Source organism: Reyranella sp. (assembly GCF_050185545.1).
Taxonomy (GTDB): domain Bacteria; phylum Pseudomonadota; class Alphaproteobacteria; order Reyranellales; family Reyranellaceae; genus Reyranella.
Window position 1 is genome coordinate 5,753 of sequence record NZ_JBFWZI010000050.1, and the last position, 22,733, is coordinate 28,485.

At 65.7% G+C, this 22,733-nt stretch carries 21 protein-coding genes and 1 pseudogene; 8 read left to right on the forward strand and 14 right to left on the reverse strand.

All coding sequences use genetic code 11. The features are described 5' to 3' along the window. Nucleotides 1–200 (forward strand): annotated as a pseudogene (locus AB7O82_RS15895) (branched-chain amino acid ABC transporter substrate-binding protein); the annotation flags it as partial. 196 nt (nucleotides 201–396) lie between these two features. Here AB7O82_RS15895 and AB7O82_RS15900 read toward each other — a convergent pair. The 6 genes from AB7O82_RS15900 to AB7O82_RS15925 all read right to left on the reverse strand — a co-directional run bounded on the left by AB7O82_RS15900 (nucleotide 397) and on the right by AB7O82_RS15925 (nucleotide 6,422). Beyond that, a complete protein-coding gene (locus tag AB7O82_RS15900; RefSeq protein ID WP_428540685.1) occupies nucleotides 397–1,128 on the reverse strand; it encodes an ABC transporter ATP-binding protein in 732 nt (243 codons plus the stop codon). Continuing rightward, the gene (locus AB7O82_RS15905) at nucleotides 1,118–1,855 is read right to left on the reverse strand and encodes an ABC transporter ATP-binding protein (RefSeq protein ID WP_428540682.1); all 738 of its coding nucleotides are present in this window, start codon (nucleotides 1,853–1,855) and stop codon (nucleotides 1,118–1,120) included. The genes AB7O82_RS15900 and AB7O82_RS15905 overlap by 11 nt, the downstream gene beginning before the upstream one ends. Next, complete coding sequence (locus AB7O82_RS15910; RefSeq protein ID WP_428540679.1) at nucleotides 1,852–2,787, reverse strand: branched-chain amino acid ABC transporter permease; 936 nt, start codon at nucleotides 2,785–2,787, stop codon at nucleotides 1,852–1,854. The genes AB7O82_RS15905 and AB7O82_RS15910 overlap by 4 nt, the downstream gene beginning before the upstream one ends. Before the next feature lie 16 nt (nucleotides 2,788–2,803). Next, a complete protein-coding gene (locus AB7O82_RS15915) occupies nucleotides 2,804–3,733 on the reverse strand; it encodes a branched-chain amino acid ABC transporter permease (RefSeq protein ID WP_428540676.1) in 930 nt (309 codons plus the stop codon). 290 nt (nucleotides 3,734–4,023) lie between these two features. Continuing rightward, nucleotides 4,024–5,316, reverse strand: coding sequence for a serine hydrolase domain-containing protein (locus AB7O82_RS15920; protein ID WP_428540673.1), 1,293 nt, complete (start codon nucleotides 5,314–5,316; stop codon nucleotides 4,024–4,026). Between the two features lie 59 nt (nucleotides 5,317–5,375). Beyond that, a complete protein-coding gene (locus tag AB7O82_RS15925; protein WP_428540670.1) occupies nucleotides 5,376–6,422 on the reverse strand; it encodes a HupE/UreJ family protein in 1,047 nt (348 codons plus the stop codon). 143 nt (nucleotides 6,423–6,565) lie between these two features. Between AB7O82_RS15925 and AB7O82_RS15930 the strand changes: the two genes are divergently transcribed. Then, nucleotides 6,566–7,588 carry a sugar ABC transporter substrate-binding protein gene (locus tag AB7O82_RS15930; RefSeq protein ID WP_428540667.1) on the forward strand — a complete coding sequence of 341 codons (1,023 nt, stop codon included), beginning with the start codon at nucleotides 6,566–6,568 and terminating at the stop codon, nucleotides 7,586–7,588. An 11-nt stretch (nucleotides 7,589–7,599) separates the two neighbouring features. On the opposite strand, the gene AB7O82_RS15935 is transcribed toward AB7O82_RS15930, so the two are convergent. The 5 genes from AB7O82_RS15935 to AB7O82_RS15955 all read right to left on the reverse strand — a co-directional run bounded on the left by AB7O82_RS15935 (nucleotide 7,600) and on the right by AB7O82_RS15955 (nucleotide 12,818). Beyond that, nucleotides 7,600–8,967: a DUF7453 family protein gene (locus tag AB7O82_RS15935; protein WP_428540664.1), complete on the reverse strand. Its 1,368-nt coding sequence runs from the start codon at nucleotides 8,965–8,967 to the stop codon at nucleotides 7,600–7,602. Between the two features lie 99 nt (nucleotides 8,968–9,066). After that, the gene (locus AB7O82_RS15940) at nucleotides 9,067–9,891 is read right to left on the reverse strand and encodes a metal ABC transporter solute-binding protein, Zn/Mn family (RefSeq protein WP_428619757.1); all 825 of its coding nucleotides are present in this window, start codon (nucleotides 9,889–9,891) and stop codon (nucleotides 9,067–9,069) included. 100 nt (nucleotides 9,892–9,991) lie between these two features. After that, on the reverse strand, nucleotides 9,992–10,858 hold the full coding sequence (locus AB7O82_RS15945) for a metal ABC transporter permease (protein ID WP_428540658.1): 867 nt from the start codon (nucleotides 10,856–10,858) through the stop codon (nucleotides 9,992–9,994). A gap of 15 nt (nucleotides 10,859–10,873) precedes the next feature. Next, nucleotides 10,874–11,587: a metal ABC transporter ATP-binding protein gene (locus tag AB7O82_RS15950; protein WP_428540655.1), complete on the reverse strand. Its 714-nt coding sequence runs from the start codon at nucleotides 11,585–11,587 to the stop codon at nucleotides 10,874–10,876. A gap of 214 nt (nucleotides 11,588–11,801) precedes the next feature. Continuing rightward, nucleotides 11,802–12,818, reverse strand: a complete 1,017-nt coding sequence (locus tag AB7O82_RS15955) for a cyclase family protein (protein ID WP_428540652.1) — start codon at nucleotides 12,816–12,818, stop codon at nucleotides 11,802–11,804. Nucleotides 12,819–13,619: 801 nt separating this feature from the next. Here AB7O82_RS15955 and AB7O82_RS15960 point away from each other — a divergent pair. After that, on the forward strand, nucleotides 13,620–14,009 hold the full coding sequence (locus AB7O82_RS15960) for an SRPBCC family protein (protein ID WP_428540649.1): 390 nt from the start codon (nucleotides 13,620–13,622) through the stop codon (nucleotides 14,007–14,009). A 61-nt stretch (nucleotides 14,010–14,070) separates the two neighbouring features. Here the strand turns inward: AB7O82_RS15960 and AB7O82_RS15965 are convergent, their stop codons facing one another. After that, nucleotides 14,071–14,697 carry a glutathione S-transferase family protein gene (locus AB7O82_RS15965; protein ID WP_428540646.1) on the reverse strand — a complete coding sequence of 209 codons (627 nt, stop codon included), beginning with the start codon at nucleotides 14,695–14,697 and terminating at the stop codon, nucleotides 14,071–14,073. A 68-nt stretch (nucleotides 14,698–14,765) separates the two neighbouring features. Between AB7O82_RS15965 and AB7O82_RS15970 the strand changes: the two genes are divergently transcribed. Then, nucleotides 14,766–15,518 (forward strand): hypothetical protein, encoded by a 753-nt coding sequence (locus tag AB7O82_RS15970; protein WP_428540643.1) that lies wholly within the window; start codon nucleotides 14,766–14,768, stop codon nucleotides 15,516–15,518. A gap of 4 nt (nucleotides 15,519–15,522) precedes the next feature. Here the strand turns inward: AB7O82_RS15970 and AB7O82_RS15975 are convergent, their stop codons facing one another. Further along, nucleotides 15,523–16,290, reverse strand: a complete 768-nt coding sequence (locus AB7O82_RS15975; RefSeq protein ID WP_428540640.1) for an N-acyl homoserine lactonase family protein — start codon at nucleotides 16,288–16,290, stop codon at nucleotides 15,523–15,525. Between the two features lie 122 nt (nucleotides 16,291–16,412). Between AB7O82_RS15975 and AB7O82_RS15980 the strand changes: the two genes are divergently transcribed. Together AB7O82_RS15980 and AB7O82_RS15985 are read left to right on the forward strand one after the other, a co-directional pair. Beyond that, entirely contained in the window at nucleotides 16,413–17,468 is a 1,056-nt protein-coding gene (locus tag AB7O82_RS15980; RefSeq protein WP_428540637.1) for a glucose 1-dehydrogenase, read from the forward strand. Next, nucleotides 17,465–19,357: a glycoside hydrolase family 15 protein gene (locus tag AB7O82_RS15985; RefSeq protein WP_428540634.1), complete on the forward strand. Its 1,893-nt coding sequence runs from the start codon at nucleotides 17,465–17,467 to the stop codon at nucleotides 19,355–19,357. The genes AB7O82_RS15980 and AB7O82_RS15985 overlap by 4 nt, the downstream gene beginning before the upstream one ends. Here AB7O82_RS15985 and gatB read toward each other — a convergent pair. After that, nucleotides 19,323–20,771 (reverse strand): Asp-tRNA(Asn)/Glu-tRNA(Gln) amidotransferase subunit GatB, encoded by a 1,449-nt coding sequence (gatB, locus tag AB7O82_RS15990; protein ID WP_428540631.1) that lies wholly within the window; start codon nucleotides 20,769–20,771, stop codon nucleotides 19,323–19,325. The genes AB7O82_RS15985 and gatB overlap by 35 nt on opposite strands. Nucleotides 20,772–21,033: 262 nt before the next feature. Here gatB and AB7O82_RS15995 point away from each other — a divergent pair, with 262 nt between their 5' ends. Together AB7O82_RS15995 and AB7O82_RS16000 are read left to right on the forward strand one after the other, a co-directional pair. Continuing rightward, entirely contained in the window at nucleotides 21,034–21,381 is a 348-nt protein-coding gene (locus AB7O82_RS15995) for a hypothetical protein (RefSeq protein ID WP_428540628.1), read from the forward strand. Nucleotides 21,382–21,572: 191 nt separating this feature from the next. Further along, nucleotides 21,573–22,550 (forward strand): Bug family tripartite tricarboxylate transporter substrate binding protein, encoded by a 978-nt coding sequence (locus AB7O82_RS16000; RefSeq protein WP_428540625.1) that lies wholly within the window; start codon nucleotides 21,573–21,575, stop codon nucleotides 22,548–22,550. Nucleotides 22,551–22,733: the final 183 nt, after the last annotated feature.

Below are 22,733 nucleotides of genomic sequence, written 5' to 3' on the forward strand. Positions count from 1 at the left end.
ACACGTACAAGACGATCGTCGGCGACATCCGCTTCAACGCGGAGGGCGAATGGGCCGAGCCGCAGGTCCTCGCTGTCCAGTTCCAGGGCGTCAGCGGCAATTCGGTCGACCAGTTCCGCGATCCCAAAACCGAGGTCATCCTCTGGCCGACCAAGTACAAGACCGGCAACATCATCTATCCATACGACCCGAAGAAGTAAGGGCGACCCGAAGAACACTCAAATCCCTCCCCCGTAATCGGGGGAGGTGCCCCGTCATACGGGGCGAGGGGGAAGGCCGCAGACGAGATCCATGAAATCCCGACGTCGGAACTTCATGAACCTCGCCTGAGGCCTTCCCCCTCCGGCCCTACGGGCCACCTCCCCCGACTACGGGGGGAGGCGAAGATGGGGCAGGTCACGCCCCGAGATAGAACTCGCGGATCATGTCGTTGTTGTTCAGCGCCTCGGCGGATTCGCCTTCAAAGGCAATGCGGCCGTGCACGATCACGTAGCCGCGGTCGGCGATGCGGATTGCCTGGGTGAAGTTCTGCTCGGCCATCAGGACGGTGAGATTGTAGCTCTCCTTGAGCTCCTTGATCTTGTCGATCGTCCGGCTCACCAGAAGCGGCGCCAGCCCAACCGACGGCTCGTCGATCAGCAGGATGTGCGGCGCCGACATCAGGGCGCGTGCGAGCGCCAGCATCTGCTGCTCGCCGCCGCTCATGCTGCCGGCGAGCTGGCCAGCCCGCTCCTTGAGACGGGGAAAGGTCTCGAAGCAGAAATCGAGGTTGCGCGCGATCGCCGAGCGGGCAGTCGGCCGGAAGGCGCCGAGCATGAGGTTCTCGGTCACGGTCAATTTGGGGAACAGCCGCCGGCCCTCGGGCACGAAGCCGATGCCGAGATCGACGATCTCCTCGGTCGATCGGCCAACCAGCTCGTACTCGGTGCCCTCGATCTCCGCCTTGATGCTGCCGGTGGATGGTCGCACCATTCCCATGACCGATTTCATCAGGGTCGACTTGCCGTTGCCGTTGGTGCCGAGCAGGGCCACCGTCTCGCCGGCGCCGACGCGCAGCGACACGTCCTCCAGGACCCGCACGGCGCCATAGCCGGCGTCGATCTTGGCGATGGTGAGGCTACTCGCCAAGATACGCCTTCACGACTTCGGGATCGCGCACCACGTCCTTGGGCGGACCGTCGGCAATCTTGCGCCCGGCCACCAGCACGGCCAGGCGCTGCGAGACCTCCATCACAGCCCGCATTATGTGCTCGATCATGATCACGGTCACGCCCTGCTCGTTGAGCCGGATCAGCAGCGCAATGATTTCGTCTACTTCGTTGTGCGACAGTCCGGCCATCACCTCGTCTGCAATCAGGAGTTTGGGTTGGGCAGCCATAGCGCGGGCAAGCTCCAGCTTGCGCATCTCGATCTGCGTCAGATCGCGCGGGAGGCGATTGGCCTTGGCGGCCAGCCCTACCTCCCCCAGGAGGTCGCGGCATCGTGCGGCAATCGCCTCGCCGCCGAGGCTTCCCGCGCCGCCGCGCGCATTCACCGTGTAAAGAATGGGAATGCGCAAATTCTCCGCCAGCGACAGGCTGCCGAAGGGACGCGGTAGCTGGAAGCTGCGCGCGAGGCCGCGGCGCGTGCGCTCGTGTGCCGACAGTCCGTCGAGCGCCTGCCCGGCGAAGCGAACGCTGCCGGTCTCGTTGTGCAGCGTGCCGCAAATGCAGTTCACCAGGGTCGACTTGCCTGAGCCGTTCGGTCCGATCAAGCCGAGGCGTTCTCCGTCCTGCACCTCGAGCTCGATCGAGTCGAGCGCGACGAACCCGCCGAAGCGCTTGCCGAGCCCCTCGACATGCAGCAGCGCAGTCATTTCTTCCTCTGGAACAGGCCGACGATGCCTTGCGGCGCCACGATCACAAACACCACCATCAGCACGCCGGCGACCAGCACATTGATCGCCGAGGAGATCGTGACCCGCAGATACTCCTGCAGTCCGCCGACCAGCACCGCGCCGATGATCGGCCCGACCCAGCTGCCCATGCCGCCGATCAGCGGCATGGCGATGGCATTAACGGCGTAGTTCAGGCTGAAGCCCGAGGTCGGGTCGAGATAGGTGACGTAGTAGGGCAGCGGTGCGCCGGCCATGCCCATGAAGCCGCCGGACAGGGTCGTCGCGACCAGCTTGAGCCTGAGCGTCGGTACGCCCGAGGCTTCGGCCGCCGCCTCGTCGTCGCGGATCGCGGCGAAACCGTAACCCAACGCCGACCGCTCGATTGCGCGCGCCGTGGCGAGCACGATGACACCGAGCCCCAGCATGATCAGAAACAGGTACTGGACATATTCGCCGCCGATCAGCGGCGCTACACGCGGGCGCAGCACGTAGGCACCGCGAGCACCGCCGACGAAGTCCCAGTTGGTGATCAGCGTCTGCACGACCACCGCCAGGGCGAGCGTGGCGATCGAAAAGTAGACCCCGCGCAAGCGCAGCGTCAGGTAGCCTGTTCCCAGGCCGACCAGACCGGCCAGAACGCCGCCGATCGCGACCATGACGGGCAAGGGCAGCGCTGGGACGAGCTTGTGCAACACTACAGTCGAGTAGGCGCCGATGGCGAAGAACGCCGTGACGCCGAAATTCACGTAACCGGTGTAGCCGCCCAGGATGTTCCAGGCAGTGCCCAGCACGATGTACTGAACCACGACATAGGCGGCAAAGAAAGCGTAGCTGTTGTCGATCCAGCGGGCGCAGGCGAAGATCGCCACGGCCGCCGCGGCCAGGCACAGGATGAAGGGCACCCCGCGCATGCCTGGGCTCACAGCTCTATCGGCCAAGGATACCACTGGGTCGTACCGCCAGGGTGATGAGCAGGATGCCGAAGGCCACGGCGGGCGCCCAGGACGGGCCAAAGAAGGTCGCAGTCAGGCTTTCGGCAATGCCCAGCGTCACGGCCGCGATGACCATGCCGGGAAAGCTGCCCAGCCCGCCCAGGACGACGATGGCGAAGACCCGCCCGATATACTCGCGCCCGATTGACGGCTCGACCGGCTGGATGATGATCAGGAAGGCGCCGGCCAGCGCGGCGGTGGCGATCGACAGGCCGAAGGCGATGCGCTTGATCTTGATGGGATCGGCGGCCATCAGCCTCAGCGCCTGCTGGTCCTGGGCGACAGCCTGGATGGCGCGACCGACGAAGGTGCGCGACAGGAAGAGCTGCAGGCCGACTACCATGATCATCGAAATCAGGAACGGCACCAGGAGGCGCAACGGCAGCTCGAAGAGGCCGAAATTGAGATTGGCGCCGATGTAGGGCGCCGTTACCAGGCGATAGTCGACGCCGAACACCAGCACCAGCGTCACCTCGGTAATGAACAGGATGCCGAAGAAGAACGACAGGCCGCGCAGCGACTGGTCGTCCCGACGCTCGAACGCGACGTAGTAGACCTGGTAGGCGAGCATGCCGAGGAAATAGAAAGCCGGCGTCGCGATCAGGGCAGCCAGAATCGGGTCGATGCCCAGCACCGTGTTGCCGATGAAGGCTGCGTAGGAGCCGAGCAGGATGAACGCCGGATGGGCGATGTTGACCACGTCCAGCAAACCGAAGGCGATCGCCACGCCCATCGACACGGCGGCATAGAACCCGCCGATCAGCAGACCCGAAATGATGGCGTTCAGCAGTAGATCGATCGAACCATCCATGCGGTCGATCAACCCGTCGATGCGGCGTCGCCGCAGGCCTGCGCTGGCATGCACATCTCTCCCATGAAACCGGCGATCGTGTCGTCGCCTTCTTCTAATCACAGTGTGCGCTAACGGAGTGATGATTGCCTAGTGGTTTTTATCTCCATCGCGACGCGGTGGGAGGAGACGAGACACGGGACGCATGGGCCGGGAGCGCGCCACTCCGTGGCGCTCATGGGATGCCTGATCGACAACAAGAGCGCCACGGAGTGGCGCGCTCCCGGCCCATGACCCCTCCGTCGCCATATGACGGCCACACCTCCCCAGCGAAGCTGCAGCGAAGCTGGGGAGGAAAAAGGGCGTCAATTGCCGATCAGCGCCTGGTAGACCAAGTCGCGCATGAGGTAGCGGTAGCGCAGGCGGGCGGCCGGCGACTGCATCATGAACACGACGTACATCCGCTCGCGCGGATCGTGCCAGAAATAGGTCCCGTACGCGCCGGCCCAGGAGTAGTCGTTGGGCGAGCCGGGCAGCGGGTTGCGGCCCTGCTCGTTGCGCACCGCGAAGCCGAGGCCGAACCCCTGCCCCATGCGCGCGCTCGGCTCCAGCGCCCCCAGCGCGGCCATGCCCTCCCCCATCTTGATGTCCGGCGGCAGGGCATCGGCCGTCATCAGGTCGATGGACTTGCGCGACAACAGCCGCACGCCGTCGAGCTGGCCGCCGTTGGCGAACATCTGCAGGAAGCGCGCGTAGTCGGCCGCGGTCGACACCATGCCGCCGCCGCCCGACCGCCAGACGAACTTCTCGGTGACCTCGGGCACCGACGGCAGCTCGTTCCTGGGTCCCTCCTTCATCGGCCTGGCGCCGCGCGCCTTCTTGTCGGCGCCGACCTCGAAGGCGGTGTCGCCCATCTTCAGGGGCTTGGTGATGCGCTCCTCGATGAACTTGTCGAGCGGCATGCCCGAGGCGACCTCGACGACGCGGCCGAGCACGTCGGTCGACATGGAGTATTCCCACGTCGTGCCGGGCTGATAGAGCAGCGCGAGCCTGGACAGCTTGTCGGCCATCTCGGCAAGGGTCTGGCCGCGGTCGTTGACCTTCATGTCGAGGTAGGACTGCTTCACCACGTTGGCGCCGACGGCACCGTCGGTCAGGCCAGAAGTGTGGCGCATCAGGTCCTGCACCGTCATCGGCCGGACCTGCGGCTCGAGTGCGTACTCGACCGTGCCGTCCTCCTTCTTCCTCGGCACCGAGACCTTGGTGTCGGCGAAGGCCGGGATGTAGCGCGAGACCGGGTCGGCAAGCGTGATCCTGCCCTCCTCGACCAGCAGCATGGCAGCCACGCTGACGATCGGCTTGGTCATCGAGGCGATGCGGAAGATGGTGTCGTTGGTCATCGGCACCTTGGCTTCCTTGTCGCGGAAACCGAAGGAATCGAACATCGCCAGCTTGCCATTGCGCGCGATCAGCACGACGGCGCCCGGCAGCTCGTTGTTCTTGACGCCTTCGTTGATACGATCGGACAGTCGCTTCAGGCGAGTCGACACGAAACCCACCTCCTCCGGCGATTGCGCCTTGGGAATCCCCTGCGCGCCGGCCGGCAGCGCGACACTCATCGCCAGGGCCGCCAAGACGGCCGCACGAATCATCCACATCGGAGTTCCTCCTCGTTGCGCCCATCAAAGCAAATCGCCCCAACCCGCGCGAGAACGATTCAGGCGGCGACGATCCGCTCCACGAACCAGACCGCGCCGACGAGCGCGACGACGATCGACAGGATTTTGGGCAGGCGCGGCAGGCGCTCCGGTCGCGAAGCCCAGGCAAGCGGCGGCAGGACCACCACGATGAAGGCCAGCTGGCCCAACTCGACGCCGACATTGAAACCGATGAGCGCCCGGACCATCGCGGCCGGCGGCAGGCCAAGCTCGCTCAGGGCCGAGGCGAAGCCCAGTCCATGGACGAGGCCGAACAGGGCCGCGACCAGCCAGCGCCGCCCCGCTCCGGACGGAGCGAGGACATTCTCCAGCGCCACCCAGACGATCGATGCGGCAATCAACGGCTCGACGATGCGGGAGGGCACGTCGACCAGGCCGAGCACCGCCAGGCTCAACGTCACGCTGTGCGCGACCGTGAAGGCGGTAACGATCGTCACCGTCGGCCAGAATCCACGGGACAGTGCGAGCAAGGCCACCAGGAACAGAAGATGGTCGATGCCGCCCACGATGTGCTCGGCGCCCATCGCGATGAAGCTGACCCAGCCGGTATTGACCGGCGCGGTGAGATCGAGCGTCGCCGTCCGTCGCGCCTCGAGGAAGACCAACTCGAACGACCGACGGCCGGGAATGCGTACGCTCAGCACGGTCTGGAAGTGCGCCCCCATGAGATCGGGCCATTCATCGCGAATGGCGAGCACGCCGATCGACCTGGGGCACGCCAGGGTCATCTCGAGAGCGACCTTGTCGGCGGCGCCGGCCGTCCGGATCGCCACCGCGCCGGGCTGGCAGGCCTCGCCGTCGATCGAGAAGCGGGCATAGTCGCGCGCGAAGCCGGTCACGCGATCCACGGCGCCACGGTCGCCTGCAGCCGCCTCGGCCAGCAGGCGGCCGCCATGGTAGTCGACCTCGCTGGCGATGACGGCCAATCGATAGCGCAAGGTGCTGGCGTCGACATCGAGCGTGGCGATCCCCGTGCTGGTGACGTGGGCCGACGCCGAGGAGAACGACAGCACGAGAACAAGCCAGGCGCCGGCCAGCCTGGTCATTGCGGACGCGCTCCCATGCCCTGCTCCCACGCATCGCCTACGCAAGTCGGCAGCATATCATTGTAGAATGCAGTGTCAGCGGTTACCTCTACGGTTGGCAGCATGGGTGTGCCTCAATGAACCCGCTCGATTCGAAGATGATCATGACCAGGACGGCGTCTCTTCCGCGGCGCCGCGCATTCTTGCACCTCGCCGCGGTCACCGCTCTGGCAGCGCCAGGACGCGCCGTTGCTGGAGAGCGCCGCTTCACGATCGGATTCGCCAACCTCACCGACGATCCCGGTGCACGAATCGAAGGGCTCGGCTTTACCGGCGAAAACGTTCGCGCGAGCTTCACGCTTGGCGCACGCTCTCTGCCGATCGACCTGGTGCTCTACGACAATGCGCACGACCGGGCCAAGTCCATCGCCAATGCCGAAGACGCCGTGCGGCGCAAAGTCGACCTCTACATTCAATACTGCGACGATCCGGCGGCAAACGAGGAGGTCGCCCTGCGGCTGGCCGGTGCGCGAATTCCTGTTCTGGCGGTCGGCTTCCCGGTCGGCAACGCCCCACTTTACGCGGCGGACAATCGCGAGGCCGGCCGCCTCGCCGGCGACGCGCTGGGCAAATTCGCGCTGACGACGTGGCGCGGCCGCCTGCTTGCTGCCGCCATCCTGGGAGCGGCCAAGGATCCATCGAAGAACGTCCAAGATCGCATCGCCGGCATAACCGAGGGTCTGCGTCAGCGCCTTCCGGACCTGGTGCCCGTCCAGCTCGACAGCGGCGGAAACTTTGCCGAGGCACAGGCGCAATTGCGGCGCTTCCTGGCCAAGGAGACCGGCGCGATGGTCCTCCTGGCAACCCTCGACGACATGACGGCGCTGGCCGCGAAGCTCGCGGCCGAGACCGCGGGTCGCGTTCCCGACACCGTGATCGTAAGTCAGGGCTGCGATCCCACGATCCACGGCGGCACAACCGCCAACAAGGCGATCGATCCGAGCAACCGCAACAGTATAGTGCTGGGCTCGGTGGCATATTTTCTCGATCGTTACGGCAGCGAGATCCTGCCTTTGGCCTTGAAGATGCTACAGGGCGAGCACGTGCCGCCACGCTCATTCACCGGCCACGTCCTGGTGACGGCGAAGAACGTGTTCAAAATCTACCCGCCGATAGACATCAACTGACCAGGTCGACGTCATCGAGGATTTGTCGGGGCGAGGCCGTAGCGCAGGACTGCGTTGGCCTCTTCGCCGTCGCGTTCGATGATGCCCAGGAAACTGACGGATCCATCCGACGCAACCGCCGCGGTCGGATAGAGCCCGAGGGACGCGAGCTTTCCGCCATCCATCAGCGGGTCATGCGGCATGATGACTCGCGTCACCGTGCCGGCGGCACTCATCAGGAAGACGCCATCGAAGGCATGTCCCTGGTCGGTTGCAGCGACGAACGCCAACTCGCCGGTATGGCTCATGGCAGGCCAGGCACCGAACGATGCATAGAGTCCACCGCCCGGCGCTGCCTGCCCCCTCGCCGCGATCGCCCGTCGATCGACGCCGTCGGCAATAAAGATGCCGAAATCCGGCCCCTTCCCGTTGATGAAGGCGCCGAAGGCGACGCGACCGGAATCGTCGAAACCGATCCTTTCGGAGAACCGCGCGAAGATGCCGCCGGTCGGTGCCGGATCGCCCGTGCCGAGGAAGAAATACGCCGGCGCCTCGGCCGGCGCGATGAATATGGCGCCAAGCGCCGGGCCCTGCTTGACCACGGCGGGAAAGGCGATGGCGCCCTTGCTGTTGACGACCGGCGCGCCGAAGCCGGCGAAGAAGCCGCCGCCTGGAGCCGGCTCGCCGGAGGCGACGACCTTCGTGAGCTGATGGACGGCGCCCACCTTGCGGGCGACATAGACCACCTCGACGGTCTCGCGCCCATGCCGCACCCAGGCGAGAAAGGCCACCTCACCGCGACTGTTGATCGACACCGCCTCGAACTCGGCGAAAACACCGATCCCGCCAAGGATGGCCGGCGCCTTCATGCCCGAGGAAGCGATCGTTCGCAGCTTGCCGTCACTGGCGAGGAACACGCCAGCTGTCCCACGACCGCCGGCCAGGGTGGCGATGAAAGCGACGCTGCCCTCGTCGTTCATGACCGGTGCCGGGCGCTCGCCGAAGCCGGCAATCAGTTGACCTGCCTGGTCCGGAACCGGGTCGCCGGCGACCGCAATGGGGGCGATCTTCCCGTCGGCCCTGGCGAGGAACATCCCCTCCTCCGCCTGGCTTCGCCGAATAGTGGCGTAGAACGCCGTCTCGCCGCGGTTGTTGGAGGCAAGCATCATCGTCTGGCGCTCGAGGCCGAAGCGATCGAAGCTGCCGTTGAGGCCCACCGGCTCGCCAGCCATGGCCAGTGCGCGCAGCCCGACCCGTTGAGGGACAGGCGCGGCCGCTTGGGGTTGCGGTGTCTCGGCTTGGCCGGCGACCCCGGAAGATGCCGGGGTGGCGAGCCCCGCCTCGCGTGGCGGCGTCAGGCTTGCCCAAAGCACGCCCGCCCACAGCGCGCCGATAGCCACGAACGCCATCCCCAGGCGCCGGCTTGTCGGGCCGAGAATCGAGCTTGTCGGCCATGAGGCCGGAGATGGTCGTCGCCGGGCCGCCTGCAGGCGCATCGATCAGTTCTTCAGCATCGCCGCCTTGAGGGCGGAAACGTTGTGGCGGATCATTTTCAGGTAGGTGTCTGCCTCGCCGCCCGGTTTCGACAAGGCATCGGAATAGAGCGTACCGCCGATGGTTGCGCCGGCCTCCCGCGCCACCCGCTCGATCAGACGCGGATCGTTCATGTTCTCGATGAAGATCGCCTTCACCTTGGTCGTGCGGATTTGCTGGATCAGCCGGGCGACGTCCTCTGCCGAGGGATCGGTGTCGTTCACCGTGCCGCGTGCCGGCGTCATCTCGATGTCATAGGCGCGAGCGAGATACTCGAAAGCGTCGTGGGAGGTGATGACGCGCCGCTTCGCACTCGGGATTGCCGCGAGCTCGCCCTTCGCCCAGGCGTCGAGCGCACGGATCTCGCGCGCGTAGCCGTCGGCCTGCGCTCGATAGGAAGCGGCATTGGCGGAATCGAGCCTGGCCAGTGCCTCTGCGATGTTGGCCACGTAGACGAGGGCGTTGGCCGGGTCGTGCCAGGCATGCTGATCGACCTGCGGGCCCTTGACGGCGCCCCGAGGCCGATCGTCGATGATGACGTTCACGCCCTGCGTGGCGACCAGCTTCGTGCCACGGAACGCCGCACGCTTCATGAGAGGCTCGACCCAAGGTTCGAACCGCGGATTGAGGCCGTTCATGATGAACAGTCGCGCCTCCGCCACGGCGCGCGCGTCGGCGGCGGTAGGCTGATAGAGCTCGCAATCTCCGTCGCCGCCGACGATCGTTGTCAGCTGCACCTTGTCGCCGGCGATGCGGGTGATCATGTCGCCCAGCACGCTGAAGGTCGCCACCACTTTCGGCCGTTCCGCGGCGCGTGCATGGGTCGCCCCAAGGACTAGAGCCGCCGCGAGGAAGGGCCGCCGAGAAAGACCGTGTCGCATCATTTCCCTCTCACGTTGCCCGGGTTGCATTGAATGCCGCCACCAGCGCGCGGCTGGCCGGCACGAGAGCGGAAACGGCGTAGACCAGTGCCGCGGCGCAGGCGATCGCCGGTCCCGACGGCACGTTGAGATGATAGGACACGAGCAGCCCGACATAACCGGCCGCCATGCCAAAGCCGATGCTGAGGCCGACCAGCGGGCCAATCCGTTGCGCCCAGCAACGCGCCGCTGCCGCCGGCAGGAGCAGCGGCACGCCGGCAAGCAACGTGCCGAACGCCTGGAATCCGGCCACGAGATCGAGCACGACCAGTACGAGGAATATGGCGCGATAGGCACTGTCGCTGCCACCCATGGTGCGCAGGAATGCCGGATCGAAAGACTGAAGGGCAATTGGTCGAAAGATCAATGCCAGCACGGCAACGACGACGCTCGCGACGGCGACGATCAAGACCAGGGCCTGGACATCGATCGCGAGAACCGTGCCGAGCAGCACGTGCATGAGATCGAGATTGGTGCCGCGTAACGACACGATCAGAACGCCCAAACCGATCGACGCAAAATAGAATGCCGCGAGACTGGAATCCTCGCGTTGCGCACCGAACCGGGTGCCGAGGATCATGAACGCGACCACGGCGATGCCGGTGACCAGGCCACCGGCGCTCAGGACCGCGAGCGAGCTGCCGGCGAGCGTGAAACCGATCGCCGCGCCCGGCATCACCGCATGCGAAAGGACGTCGCCGACAAGGCCCATCCGCCGCAGCAGAAGCAGCGTGCCCAGCGGGCCGCTGGCGACGGCAAGCGCCATGCAGGCGACCAGCGCGGACCGCATGAAGGCGTATTCGGAGAACGGAGCGACGAGGGTGGACCACAGGCTCATGTCGACCGAGCGCCGTCAGGACGGCATCGCCAGCCGCAATTTCGGACCGGGCCCTCGCGGCGGCATGGCCAAGCCGGCCTCAACGAGATTCTCCGGCGTCAGCGCCGTCGCCGTCTCTCCCCAGGCGATCGCCTTGCGCGCAAGCAGGAGGGTCTCCGGAAAGATGGCGCGGACTTGCTCGAGGTCGTGCAGGGAAACCATCACCGTGCGGCCCTCGGCATGCCATCGCCGCATGAGCCGGAGCAGGTCGTCGCTCGTGGTCGCGTCGACGCCGGAGAACGGCTCGTCGAGAAGGACGATCGCCGCATCCTGCACGATGACGCGGGCGAACAGGGCGCGGCGGAACTGCCCGACCGAGAGTTCGCCAAGCATGCGGCCGGCAAGCTCGTCGAGGCCGACCGCCTGCAGGGCATTCATGGCATGCGAGCGCAACTCCGGCGGGGTGCGCCCAAGAGCACCAATCCGCGCCCAGCCGCCGAGCGCGGCAAACTCGAGGACCGAGATCGGGAAATCCCGGTCGATGGAATCGCTCTGCGGCAGGTAGGCGAGATCGGCAGGGGTTTCTGCCCCGGCAATTTCGATCGACCCGTGGCGCGGTGCGATGAGACCGGCGATGGCGTGCAGGAGCGTGGTCTTGCCGGCGCCATTCGCCCCGACGATGGCCGTCAGCGAACCCGCCGCAAAGACGCCGGACACAGCCTCCACGGCAACGCGCTTCCGATACGCCACCGTAAGATCCCGCAGCGTCAAGCACCCATGCCTCGCATCGCGGCGCTGGGTCATCCCTGTTGTCCGCTCCACTGCGCCGCGGCGCATGTCCTTCTGCGAGTTCTCCATCGTGTGGGACCGGCCGGACTCCAACACCACGGCGGCGACGGTCGGGCGGAGCCGGCGCCCCGCAGGAACGCCGGACTTGCCTGTTACCCTGCCGGAGCCGCCCGCGTCAGCGGATGCCGTCGATGGCGACGAACGTGCCGGTCACGCCGACTGCCTTGGGTACCGTCATCGAGAAGAAGAACGTGCCTCGGTTGGTGGCCGCAACCTCTGCCGCCATCAGATCGGTCCGTACGTTCTCGATGATATGGATGCCATTGTCGGTGAGCAGCATCTGATGGACGATAAACGCTTCTTCCTGACTCTCGCCGGGGATCACCTCGACGGCCCAGGTATCGGAGCCGACGGCCACGATCTTCTGGTCGATCAGCCATTTCGTGGCAGCCTTGCCTATTCCCGGCTCACCGCTGTTGTATTCGGTGTTCTTCGCCGGATGCTGCAGGAAGATGTCACCCCACCCCGTATGAAGGATCACGACATCGCCCTCGCGCAGCGTCGTGTTCGTCAGCTTCAGGCCGGCCTGCAGATCTTCCGGCGTGATGACCGTTCCCTTGTCGAGACACGGCGTGCGGCAGTTGGGATTGCTCTTCAGCTTGTTCGCCTGCTGATAGACCTTGACCAGGTCGATGAGGACACCGCGCGTTTGAAAGGGCTTGAGGTGCTCGAGCCCGAGCTTGGTCATGTAGTTCTGGTTGATGTTCTTTCCCATGGGAGTTTGGTTGTAGTAGCAGTCGCCCCTCCCGATATGACCCATGCCGTCGAGATGGGTGCCGACATGGCTCTGGCTGAGCCAAGTGTCCTCCATGTAGGTCAGATCGTTCTTGCCGAGCGCCGCCCCGGGCGCGAGACCGCCCGCCGTCAGCACTGTCTTGGTGAAGCGGGAGCCGAACAGGGGCACGCCATCGACGAGCGGATTGGTCAGGCTGATGACCTTCCCATCCTTGATCTCGGCCGCGGCGGCCTTGGTCACGGCCGGCGTGATACGATTGGTGGCGCCGGTCTGATCGTCCTTGCCGAACGGAGAGGGCGGCACGGTCTTGGTGCAATCGCTCTGTGCAAAGGCACTGGAAGCCATCGCGATGGAGGTCACGAACGCGATACCCGTCAAGGCTGACATCAGTCGCATGACAATCTCCTCCTGCTCTCTATATTTTTTACGCGACAAGGCCGCGTGCCCATATGATTGGGTCCGGGCGAGGTTTGCTCACCGCCCGGGCAAAGTCAATGAAACTGGCCCGTCGCCTGCCTGCTTGCTTTGCATATCTCAAGGTCAACCAGGAGGCGCGAAGGCGCCAAGCAGCTGCAGACAGTGTTATGTCGGCCAATAAAATCCGGGTTGCACAAGATACGTCTGAATTGACCTGCCCAATCACTATGTCGAACTATCACTCTCGCCGACTTGCGAACCGCACGGAATTACGCCCCTCCACGACGACACCGATCAATGGCACGGGCTGGCCAAGATCACTGGCATCATCGACGACCAGACGTGCGTCGGCTTCATTGCCGGCGGCGCGAGCTCACGCTTCCACATTCCCAATGTTCCCTTTCAGGCGGCGAACTTCACCGTCTTCGGCAACAACGACTGGAACAGCGGACTGCTCGACCAGCGCCAGTGGGAGCAGACCTGCTTCGGCACCGCCTCGCTGCAGAAGAGCTACGATACACTCGACTTCCAGCTCTCCGGATTCGCCCGCTATTCGAAGCTCTCTTCAGGAAGAGTAGGGCGATCTGATTTGGCGACGTGGACGCGTCGGCATGCAATTGGCTCCCCAGAGACTTCCGGACGGCGAACGTCTCGCTCGCTCAGCATCATGAGCGAGCGGGACGCTCGCGGTCCGGAAGAGCATGAGGCGACCACGTCCGAAAACCGCCAGACCCTGCGCGGTCGCATCACCATTGTCCGGTCCCAGCAAGGAGACACGACATGGCAACCCTCAAACGAGAAATCCTCGTCACCGGCGCCGCCGCGCCAGTGTGGCAGAAGCTGCGCGCCTTCGATCAGGTGCATACCAAGGTGGCGCCAGGCTTCCTCACCGACCTCAGGATGGACAAGGGCGACCGCGTCCTCACGTTCTTCAACGGCATGGTGGCGCGCGAGCGCCTGGTCACGCTCGACGACGACAATCGCCGGCTGGTCTACGCCGTCGTCGACGGCCAGCCGAGCCACTACAACGCAGCCGTCCAGGTCTTCCCCGAAGGGAGCGGCAGCCGCGTCGTCTGGACGATCGACCTGCTGCCCGAGGAGTTGGCGCCGGTCATCGGCGGCATGATGGACGCGGCCGTCGAGACGATGGGGAAGGCGCTCGCCGCCTGACGCGCCTTCCCCATCTCGCCCGGCCCTCGTGGCACCCTGCGCTCATCGGACCGGTGTCGCGTCAGGCGGCGTCCTGCTTGGGCAGCACGTCCTCGTATTTCTTGAAGCCGGGCAGCGCCTCGACCCGCTCCATCCACGCCTTGATGTTGGCATAGGGCGAGAGATCGATGGCGCCTTCGCCGGCATAGGCGACGTCACCATAGACGGCGACGTCGGCGATGGTGGCGTTGGACCCGACCAGGAACGACCCCTTGGCCAGCTCCGCGTCGAGCACCTTCAGCGCATCGTTCGCGAGGCTCGTGTAGAGCTGGACGACGTTGTCGTCGGCCTTGGCGAAGCCGCGCTTGATGGCGCGCGGACGGTAGATGTTGGGCGCGAGACGATCGAACTCCCAGAACAGCCATTCGCGCACGCGTGCCTTCTCCTCGGCCGTCGCGCCGCCCATCTTGCCGAACTTGTCGGCGAGATAGAGCAGGATGGAGCCCGACTGGCAGAGCTTCAGGTCGCCGTCGACCAGCGCCGGCACCTGCCCGAAGCGGTTGATCGCGAGATAGTCGGCCTGCTTGTGGGCTCCCGCCCTGAGGTCGACGTGCTTGTAGGCGAACGGCTGGCCCATCAGCGAGAGCGCAAGCCCCGCCTTGTAGGTCGGCCCACTCAACCAGATTCCGTACAGCGTCAGCTTCGACATTTTTCCTCCGGGATTGACGGTGCAGCATGGCACTTGAGCGGCGCCGGGATAAGCCTGTATGAGCGGGCATGACCATCTCGGCGCGCGACATCGATCACCTTTCATTGACACTAACCGATCCGGCGAGCGCTGCTGCCGCCCTGCAGCAATTGGGATTCGCCCTCACGCCCGAGGAGGTCGAGCCGCGCTGCATCTGCTTCCAGCCCGACCAGGACGACGTGCCGAACTACATCGAGCTGCTGCAAGGCGATCCGGCCCGCGTCGCGTTGGCGCTGAACGTCAGCGATCTCGAGGGCGAGGAACGCAGCCATGCCTGGGAGACCGAGGACGGTTTCGAGATCGATGCCCAAGTGGTGGTCGGCGCCGACGACGGGCCGCTGCCGTGGTTCCCGGTCCGCCATGAGACGCCGGATGCCTTCATGGAGCCGGAATGGATCGTTCATCCCAACGGCGCGCTCGGCCTGATCGCGATCCACGCCGTCGCCGACAATCCGCGCGAGCTGGCCAAGGCGCTCAGGACGGCATGGAGCGCCAGGAGCGAGGAGATCTTCGACGGCTGCGTGATGGTGAGGGCCGGCTCGGTCGAGCTGTTGATCTGGGCGCCGGCCGCCTATCAGCAAGAGTACAAGGCGCTGGAGGTGATGACGCCCGACCAGCTGCCGGCTGTGGTCGGCCTCACCGTCGCCGTCGAGCGCGCGCGCCCTCTGCAGGCCCTGCTGCGCGCCAACAACGTGCCGTTCGCCGTCGCCGAAGGCGACCGCGTCCTGGTCGCCTGCGAGCAGGCCGCCGGCCTCATGATCGAGTTCGTGCCGCAGAATTGAGCCGCTAGAACGCCGGCACGGGGGCCTGCGGCACGTCCTTCCAGAAGTCGGGGTCGTGGCCGAAAAACAGCTTGGCCCCGCCCTTCTCGAGCGATTCCAGTCGATCGAGAGAGGCCAGCATCTGCTCGCGGTCGTAGACGAAGCGCGGCAGGCGGCGCTCGCGCAGGGTGCGGCAGAAGTAGCAGGAATCGCCGGTCAGTACGACCTCGCCGCGCTCCGTGCGCAGCCTCAGCGACTGATGGCCCGGCGTATGGCCATAGGTGGGAAAGCACACGACGCTGCCGTCGCCGAACAGGTCGTGCTCGCCCTCGACCTGCTTCACCGGATGGCCATGGTCGAAGTCAGCCTTGAAGAAGCCGACCTTGGCTGCAGTCTCGGGATCCTGGGCCGCCTGCCATTCGCGCTTCTGAACCACCATCGTCGCGTTGGGCACCAGCTCGTTGCCCCCGACATGGTCGAAGTGGAGGTGTGAATTGACGATGAAGTCGACCTTTCGGGGATCGCGGTCGATCGATTCAAGTCGCGACTTCACGTCGTCCTCGGGGCCATACTGTTCGAACCCGAAGATGCGCGCGACGCGTTCCCCCATGCGGCCGGCAGCATCGGTCCGGCATTGCGGATGCATCCCTGTATCGAACACCGCTCGACCCTTGGGATGCTCGATCAGGTAGGACGGAATAGGCAGGGTGACCTGGCCGTCCTCGCCTTCGATCATGTCCTTCAGCCGGCCGACGAGACGCCCGCAGGTCATGGCGTAGAGCTTCGCCGTCATCTTTCCTCGCTTTCGTTCGCGCAAGCCTAGCATGCCGGCGCCGCTCGCAGGGAAGCCCGAGGAACTTCCTCACGTCGTGATGCGTTCTTGGCAGCAGCATCACAGAGACAAGCGGCAGAGCCGTGAGAGCCATCACTGTCGAGCCAGGAATTGCGAATTCGGTGCAGCTGGAGGAGCGACCTGAACCAACGTCAGATCCGTCCAGCCTGCTGATCCAGGCGGTCGCCCTGGGCGTGTGCGGCACCGACCGTGAGATCATCTCCGGTGCCTACGGCTTCGCGCCGCCCGGCGCTACGCGTCTCGTGCTCGGCCACGAATCGCTGGGCCGCGTCCTCAAAGCGCCCGGCGACAGCGGCTTCGCGGTCGGCGATCTGGTGGCCGGCATCGTCCGCCGCCCCGACCCCGTGCCCTGCGTCGCGTGCGCCGCCGGCGAATGGGACATGTGCCACAACGGCCGCTACACCGAAAGCGGGATCAAGTCGCTCGACGGTTACGCAGCCGAACGATTCCGGCTCGATCCAGCCTACACGGTGAAGATCGCCCCTGCTCTGGGCAGGCTGGGCGTCCTGCTCGAGCCCGCCAGCGTGCTCGCCAAGGCATGGGACCAGATCGAGCGGATCGGCCGGCGCAGCCGCAGCTGGCGACCGAAGTCCGTCCTCGTCACGGGAGCCGGACCCGTCGGCCTGATTGCCGCGCTGATGGCCGTTCAACGCGGCTTCGCCCTGCACGTCATGGATCATGCCGACTCGGGTGCGAAACCCGACCTCGTGCACGCCCTCGGCGGCACCTACCATCCGCTTGTCCTGCCGACCGATCTGTCCGTGGACATCATCGTGGAATGCACCGGGGCGCCCCAGCTCGTCCTCGACGTGATCTCGCACCTCGATGGCGAAGGCATCGCCTGCCTCACCGGACTCTCGGCTGCCGGCACCATGCAGCCGTTCGATGGCGGCGATTTCAACCGCCGCCTGGTGCTGCAGAACGAGGTGGTGTTCGGATCGGTCAACGCCAATCGACGGCACTACGAAGCCGCGATGACCTCCCTGGCGTCGGCGGATCCGGCGTGGCTCGGCGGCCTGATCACGCGACAGGTTCCGCTGCCCCGCTGGCGGGAAGCCTTCGAGAAGCGGCGCGGCGACATCAAGGTCGTACTCCTCTTCGAGGACCTTCCGGCTTGAACGCGCCGATCGAAAGCTATGGCCTGATCGGAGACTGCCACACCGCGGCGCTGGTCGGTGGCGATGGATCGATCGATTGGCTGTGCTGGCCGCGCTTCGATTCGGATGCCTGCTTCGCGGCCCTGCTCGGCAAGCCGTCGAACGGGCGATGGCTGATGACTGCGTCTGATGAATGCCGGCAGGTCGCGCGGCGCTATCGCCCGGGGACGCTGATCCTTGAAACCACCTTCAGGACCGAAACGGGCACGGCCACGCTCGTCGACTTCATGCTGGTGCGCGGCACGACCTCCGACCTGATTCGCCTCGTGCGCGGCGACGCCGGCGAAGTTCACATGTGCATGGAGCTGGTGCTGCGCTTCGGATACGGGCTCGCGACGCCCTGGGTGAGCCGCATGGAGGACGGCACCCTCCGTGCCGTCGCCGGTCCCGACATGACGGTCCTGCGAACGCCAGTGGCGCATTGGGGCGAGAACTTCAAGACGGCCGCTCATTTTACCGCGCACGCGGGACAGACGGTACCGTTCGTGCTGAGCTATTGCCCTTCGCATCTGCCGGTTCCCGAACCGCTCGATTGGCCGAAGGCGATGGCGGACTGCGAAGGATTCTGGCGCAAATGGACAGCGCGCACGCGGTGCAGCGGGGAATATGTCGAGGCGATCCAGCGGTCCCTGATTACGCTCAAGGCGCTGACCTTCGTGCCGAGCGGCGGCATCGTGGCGGCGCCCACGACATCGCTGCCCGAGCGCGCGGGCGGCAAGCGCAATTGGGACTACCGCTACTGCTGGATCCGCGATTCCACCCTCACCCTGCTCGCCCTGATGGACGCCGGCGTGTACGACGAGGCGGCAGCCTGGCGCGATTGGCTACAGCGCGCCGTCGCCGGCAGCCCGGCCGAGATGCAGATAATGTACGGCTTGATGGGTGAGCGGCGATTGACCGAATGGGAGGTCGCTTGGCTGCCCGGCTATCTCGGGTCGAAGCCGGTTCGCATCGGCAACGCCGCGCACCTGCAGTTCCAGCTCGACGTCTACGGCGAGTTGATGGACACCTTCGCCCAGGCGCGCAAAGGCGGCCTGGCGCCTTCCGAAAGCGGCTGGGCGCTGCAGCGCGAGCTGGTGAAGCATGTAGGCTCGTGCTGGAAGGAACCCGACAACGGCATCTGGGAAAGCCGGGGTCCGCTGCGTCACTTCACCTATTCCAAGGTGATGGCCTGGGTCACCTTCGATCGTGCGATCGAGGCGGTCGAGCAGCACGGCCTTCCCGGTCCAATCGAGGATTGGCGGCGGACGCGCGCCGAGATCCACGAGGAGATCTGCGACCTGGGGTTCGACTGTACCCGCAACAGCTTCCGCGCCGCCTATGGCGAGACGACCCTTGACGCCAGTCTGCTCCTGTTGGCCCAGGTCGGCTTCATCGCGCCGAGCGATCCGCGGTACCGCGGCACGGTCGAAGCGATCGAGCGCGCGCTCCTGGTCGACGGGTTCGTCCGTCGCTACAACACCCACGAGAGCGACGACGGGCTCGAACCGGGCGAAGGCGTCTTCCTGGCCTGCAGCTTCTGGCTTGCCGACGCTTATGTGTCGATCGGACGGCACGACGAGGCCCGCAAGCTCTTCGAACGCCTGCTGCTGTTGCGCAATGATCTCGGGTTGCTGGCCGAGGAGTACGACACCGGCCAGCGCCGGCTGATCGGCAACTACCCGCAGGCCTTCTCGCATGTCGGCCTGATCAACACCGCCTTCAACCTGACCCGCGCCACGCGGCCGGCCGAGCAGCGGGCCAAGGTCGACGCATCCGAAGTTCACGCGCCGCAGGCGCCGCGGCAGCCGGAAGAACCGGCCGCCAGCACCAGCTCTAGGCGTCCAGCGCCTTCTTCAGGAGCTCGTTGACCGCCTTGGGGTTGGCCTTGCCGCCGGTCGACTTCATCACCTGGCCGACGAACCAGCCGAACAGGGCGGGCTTGGCCTTGTAGGCTGCGACCTGCCCCGGATTGGCGTCGATCACGGCCTTGATGGCGGCCTCGATGGCGCCGGTGTCGGTGACCTGCTTCAGCCCGCGTTCCTCGACCAGCCTGGCCGGATCCTTGCCGGTCTCCTCCATGGCGAGAAACAGGTCCTTGGCGATGCGTCCGGAGATCGTGCCGTCGCCGATCAGGTCGAGGAGCTTGCCGAGATGGCCCGCGCTCACCGGCGAGCCCTCGATGCCGACGCCGCGCCGCTTCAGCATGGCGAAGAAATCTCCGGTCACCCAGTTGGCCGCCTGCTTGGCATCGCGGCCCCTGGCAACCGACTCGAAGAACTCCGCCGTCTCCTTCTCCGCCACCAGCACGCCCGCGTCATATGGGGACAGACCGTACTCCTTGCCGAAGCGCGCCTTCTTGGCGTCCGGCAGCTCGGGCAGGCTCGCCTTGATGGCGTCGACGAGATCCTGGGTCAGCACCAGCGGCAGCAGGTCCGGATCGGGGAAGTACCGGTAGTCGTGCGCGTCCTCCTTGGAGCGCATCGAGCGCGTCTCACCACGGCCGGCGTCGAACAGGCGGGTCTCCTGCACGATCTTGCCGCCATCCTCGATGATCTCGACCTGGCGCCGTGCCTCGAACTCGATCGCCTGCCTGACGAAGCGGATCGAGTTCACGTTCTTGATCTCGCAGCGCGTGCCCAGCTCGCCGCCCGGCTTGCGCACCGAGACGTTGACGTCGCAGCGCATGGAGCCCTCGTCCATGTTGCCGTCGCAGGTGCCGAGATAGCGCACGATCGAGCGCAGCTTGGCGAGGTAGGCCGCGGCCTCGTCGGCGCTGCGCATGTCGGGCTTGCTGACGATCTCCATCAGCGCCACGCCGGAGCGGTTCAGGTCGACGTAGGTCTGGCTGGGATGCTGGTCATGCAGGCTCTTGCCGGCGTCCTGTTCGAGGTGCAGGCGCTCGATGCCGATCCGGCGCGTCTTGCCGTCGGGCAGGTCGATCTCGATCTCGCCCTCGCCCACGATCGGGTCCTTGTACTGCGAGATCTGGTAGCCCGCCGGCAGGTCGGCATAGAAGTAGTTCTTGCGGTCGAATACCGAGTGCAGGTTGACCTTGGCGTTCAGGCCGAGTCCAGTGCGGACGGCTTGCTCGACGCAGCGCCGGTTGATCACCGGCAGCATGCCGGGCATGGCAGCATCGACCAGCGACACCTGGGTGTTGGGATCGGCGCCGAACGCGGTCGGCGCACCGGAAAACAGCTTGGCGTCGGAAATCACCTGGGCGTGCACTTCCAGCCCCAGCACGATTTCCCACTCGCCGGTTTCACCTTTGATGAGCGACATGCGGCGCTACTTAGGACTTGCCCGGCGGAATGTCCACAGACCCGGCGCCATCGTCACCGCTGCGGCGTCCACAGCGCCAGGAACCTCGCGACGGCGGCGGAACTATCCGACGCGAGCTGGAAAAACGTGCAACCAACCAGATGGCGTTTCAGGGTAGCGTCATGAGCGTTCTGCTTCATCGTTCCATGCCCGAGGAACACGCCGGCAGCAGGAGGGCGAGCAGGAGCGCTGGTTCAAGGTGATCGGGCAATGAGGTCGACCAGTGGCGCAGGTGATCAGCATCCACGAATACACGCTCAAACCAGGCGTCACGGGCGCCGAGTTCGAGCGCGCCGTGCACGAGGCCGAACGCCGCGGCCTGTTCGAGCTGCCAGGTCTGGTCGCCCACCAATTCCTGAGAGGTATCAAGGGGGCACGGACCGGCGCCTACACCGCGGTCTGGACATTCGAAAGTCGCGGCGCGTGGGAACGGCTTTGGGGGTCGATCGAGGCGCCACGGCCCGCCGCCGACTATCCCGACAAATGGAAGGTCTGGGAGAACACCATCCTGGCGCCACTGCTGGATCGGGACCCGGATACCATCCGCTTCTCCAGCTACGAGCAAATCTAGGCGCTGGAAGGCCTGGGACACCGGACCTCTGGGACAGCGGATCGAGGTCGTCGAAGGCAACGACATCAGGGGAGGTCGGGTCCCGCCGATTGTCCCCCAAGAAGCTTGCGCGGGACGCCGCAATGTTTAGGCTCCGCTCAACGAAAAGACTCAATGAATAGACACGAAGAGATCGAAACAGGGAGGTTGAAATGTCTGTAATGCGTCGCCGCGCCATGCTGGCCGGCTCTGTAGTCGCGTCCCTAAGCGCACCCACCATCGTCAGGGCCCAGGCCGACTGGCCGAAGGGAACGATCAAGTTCGTCGTGCCGTTCCCGCCCGGCGGATCGACCGATCCGATCACGCGCATCATCCAGGCCAAGCTCAGCGAGCAGAACGGCTGGAACATCGTGGTCGAGAACAAGCCAGGCGGCAGCGGCGTCGTCGGCGCTGCGGTCGCCGCCAAGTCGCCGCCCGACGGCAACACCTGGCTGTTCGTGTTCGACAACCACATCCTCAACCCGCTGCTCAACGAGAACCTGCCCTACAAGGACAGCGAGCTCATGCCGATCATGCAGCTCGGCCGCAGCGCGCAGGGTATCGCCGCCCATCCGTCACGGCCCTACAACACGTTTGCCGAGGCCATCAAGGCGGCCAAGGCGGAACCGGGCAAGATCAGCATCGGTTCGCTCGGGTCCAGCCTCGCCCAGATCTTCATCGCCTTCCTGCAGAAGGAGAACGGCTTCCAGATCAACTACATCCCCTACAAGGGGGGCGGACCACTCTACCAGGATGCGCTGGCCGGCGTCACCGACATGTCGGTGACGAGCCTGGCTAACATGATGCCGCACGTCAGGGGCGGCAAGCTCAAGCTGGTCGCCGTCACCGGCGACAAGCGCAGCAAGCTCGCGCCCGACATGCCGACGCTCTCCGAGCAGGGCGTCAAGGCGCTGCCGACCTTCTCCTGGTGGGGCGTCTATGCGCCGGCCGGAACACCGCAGCCGATCGTCGACAAGATGCATGCGGCGATCTCCAAGGCGGTCCGCGAGAAGGACGTCACCGGAAAGTTCGTGGACCAGTTCGACATGGAGATCACGCTGAGCTCGACCGCAGACTTCACGGCCTTCATCAAGAAGGAGCTGGAAGTCTGGGGCAAGGTGATTCGCGAGAACAAGATCAGCGCCAGCTGATCGCAGTTCTCCTCCTATGAAGATCGGGGCGGGTACCGCCCCGATCTTCACAGCATCGTGGTGCGCGTCGACGTGCTGGGTGTCTCCCCACGCTGCACGTAACGCTGCACGTGCGGAGGCGTCGGCGTCCTACGTCGACGGAGGGGTCAAACTCGCTTGGACCGCGGGCGTCCCGCCCGCTCA

Excerpts from the sequence above, each read along its gene's own strand:
- AB7O82_RS15905 (WP_428540682.1), bottom strand. The coding sequence starts at position 1,855 with ATGACTGCGCTGCTGCATGTCGAGGGGCTCGGCAAGCGCTTCGGCGGG.
- AB7O82_RS15910 (WP_428540679.1), bottom strand. The coding sequence starts at position 2,787 with ATGCGCGGGGTGCCCTTCATCCTGTGCCTGGCCGCGGCGGCCGTGGCG.
- AB7O82_RS15920 (WP_428540673.1), bottom strand. The coding sequence starts at position 5,316 with ATGTGGATGATTCGTGCGGCCGTCTTGGCGGCCCTGGCGATGAGTGTC.
- AB7O82_RS15925 (WP_428540670.1), bottom strand. The coding sequence starts at position 6,422 with ATGACCAGGCTGGCCGGCGCCTGGCTTGTTCTCGTGCTGTCGTTCTCC.
- AB7O82_RS15930 (WP_428540667.1), top strand. The coding sequence starts at position 6,566 with ATGACCAGGACGGCGTCTCTTCCGCGGCGCCGCGCATTCTTGCACCTC.
- AB7O82_RS15945 (WP_428540658.1), bottom strand. The coding sequence starts at position 10,858 with ATGAGCCTGTGGTCCACCCTCGTCGCTCCGTTCTCCGAATACGCCTTC.
- AB7O82_RS15955 (WP_428540652.1), bottom strand. The coding sequence starts at position 12,818 with ATGCGACTGATGTCAGCCTTGACGGGTATCGCGTTCGTGACCTCCATC.
- AB7O82_RS15960 (WP_428540649.1), top strand. The coding sequence starts at position 13,620 with ATGGCAACCCTCAAACGAGAAATCCTCGTCACCGGCGCCGCCGCGCCA.
- AB7O82_RS15965 (WP_428540646.1), bottom strand. The coding sequence starts at position 14,697 with ATGTCGAAGCTGACGCTGTACGGAATCTGGTTGAGTGGGCCGACCTAC.
- AB7O82_RS15970 (WP_428540643.1), top strand. The coding sequence starts at position 14,766 with ATGACCATCTCGGCGCGCGACATCGATCACCTTTCATTGACACTAACC.
- AB7O82_RS15975 (WP_428540640.1), bottom strand. The coding sequence starts at position 16,290 with ATGACGGCGAAGCTCTACGCCATGACCTGCGGGCGTCTCGTCGGCCGG.
- gatB (WP_428540631.1), bottom strand. The coding sequence starts at position 20,771 with ATGTCGCTCATCAAAGGTGAAACCGGCGAGTGGGAAATCGTGCTGGGG.
- AB7O82_RS16000 (WP_428540625.1), top strand. The coding sequence starts at position 21,573 with ATGTCTGTAATGCGTCGCCGCGCCATGCTGGCCGGCTCTGTAGTCGCG.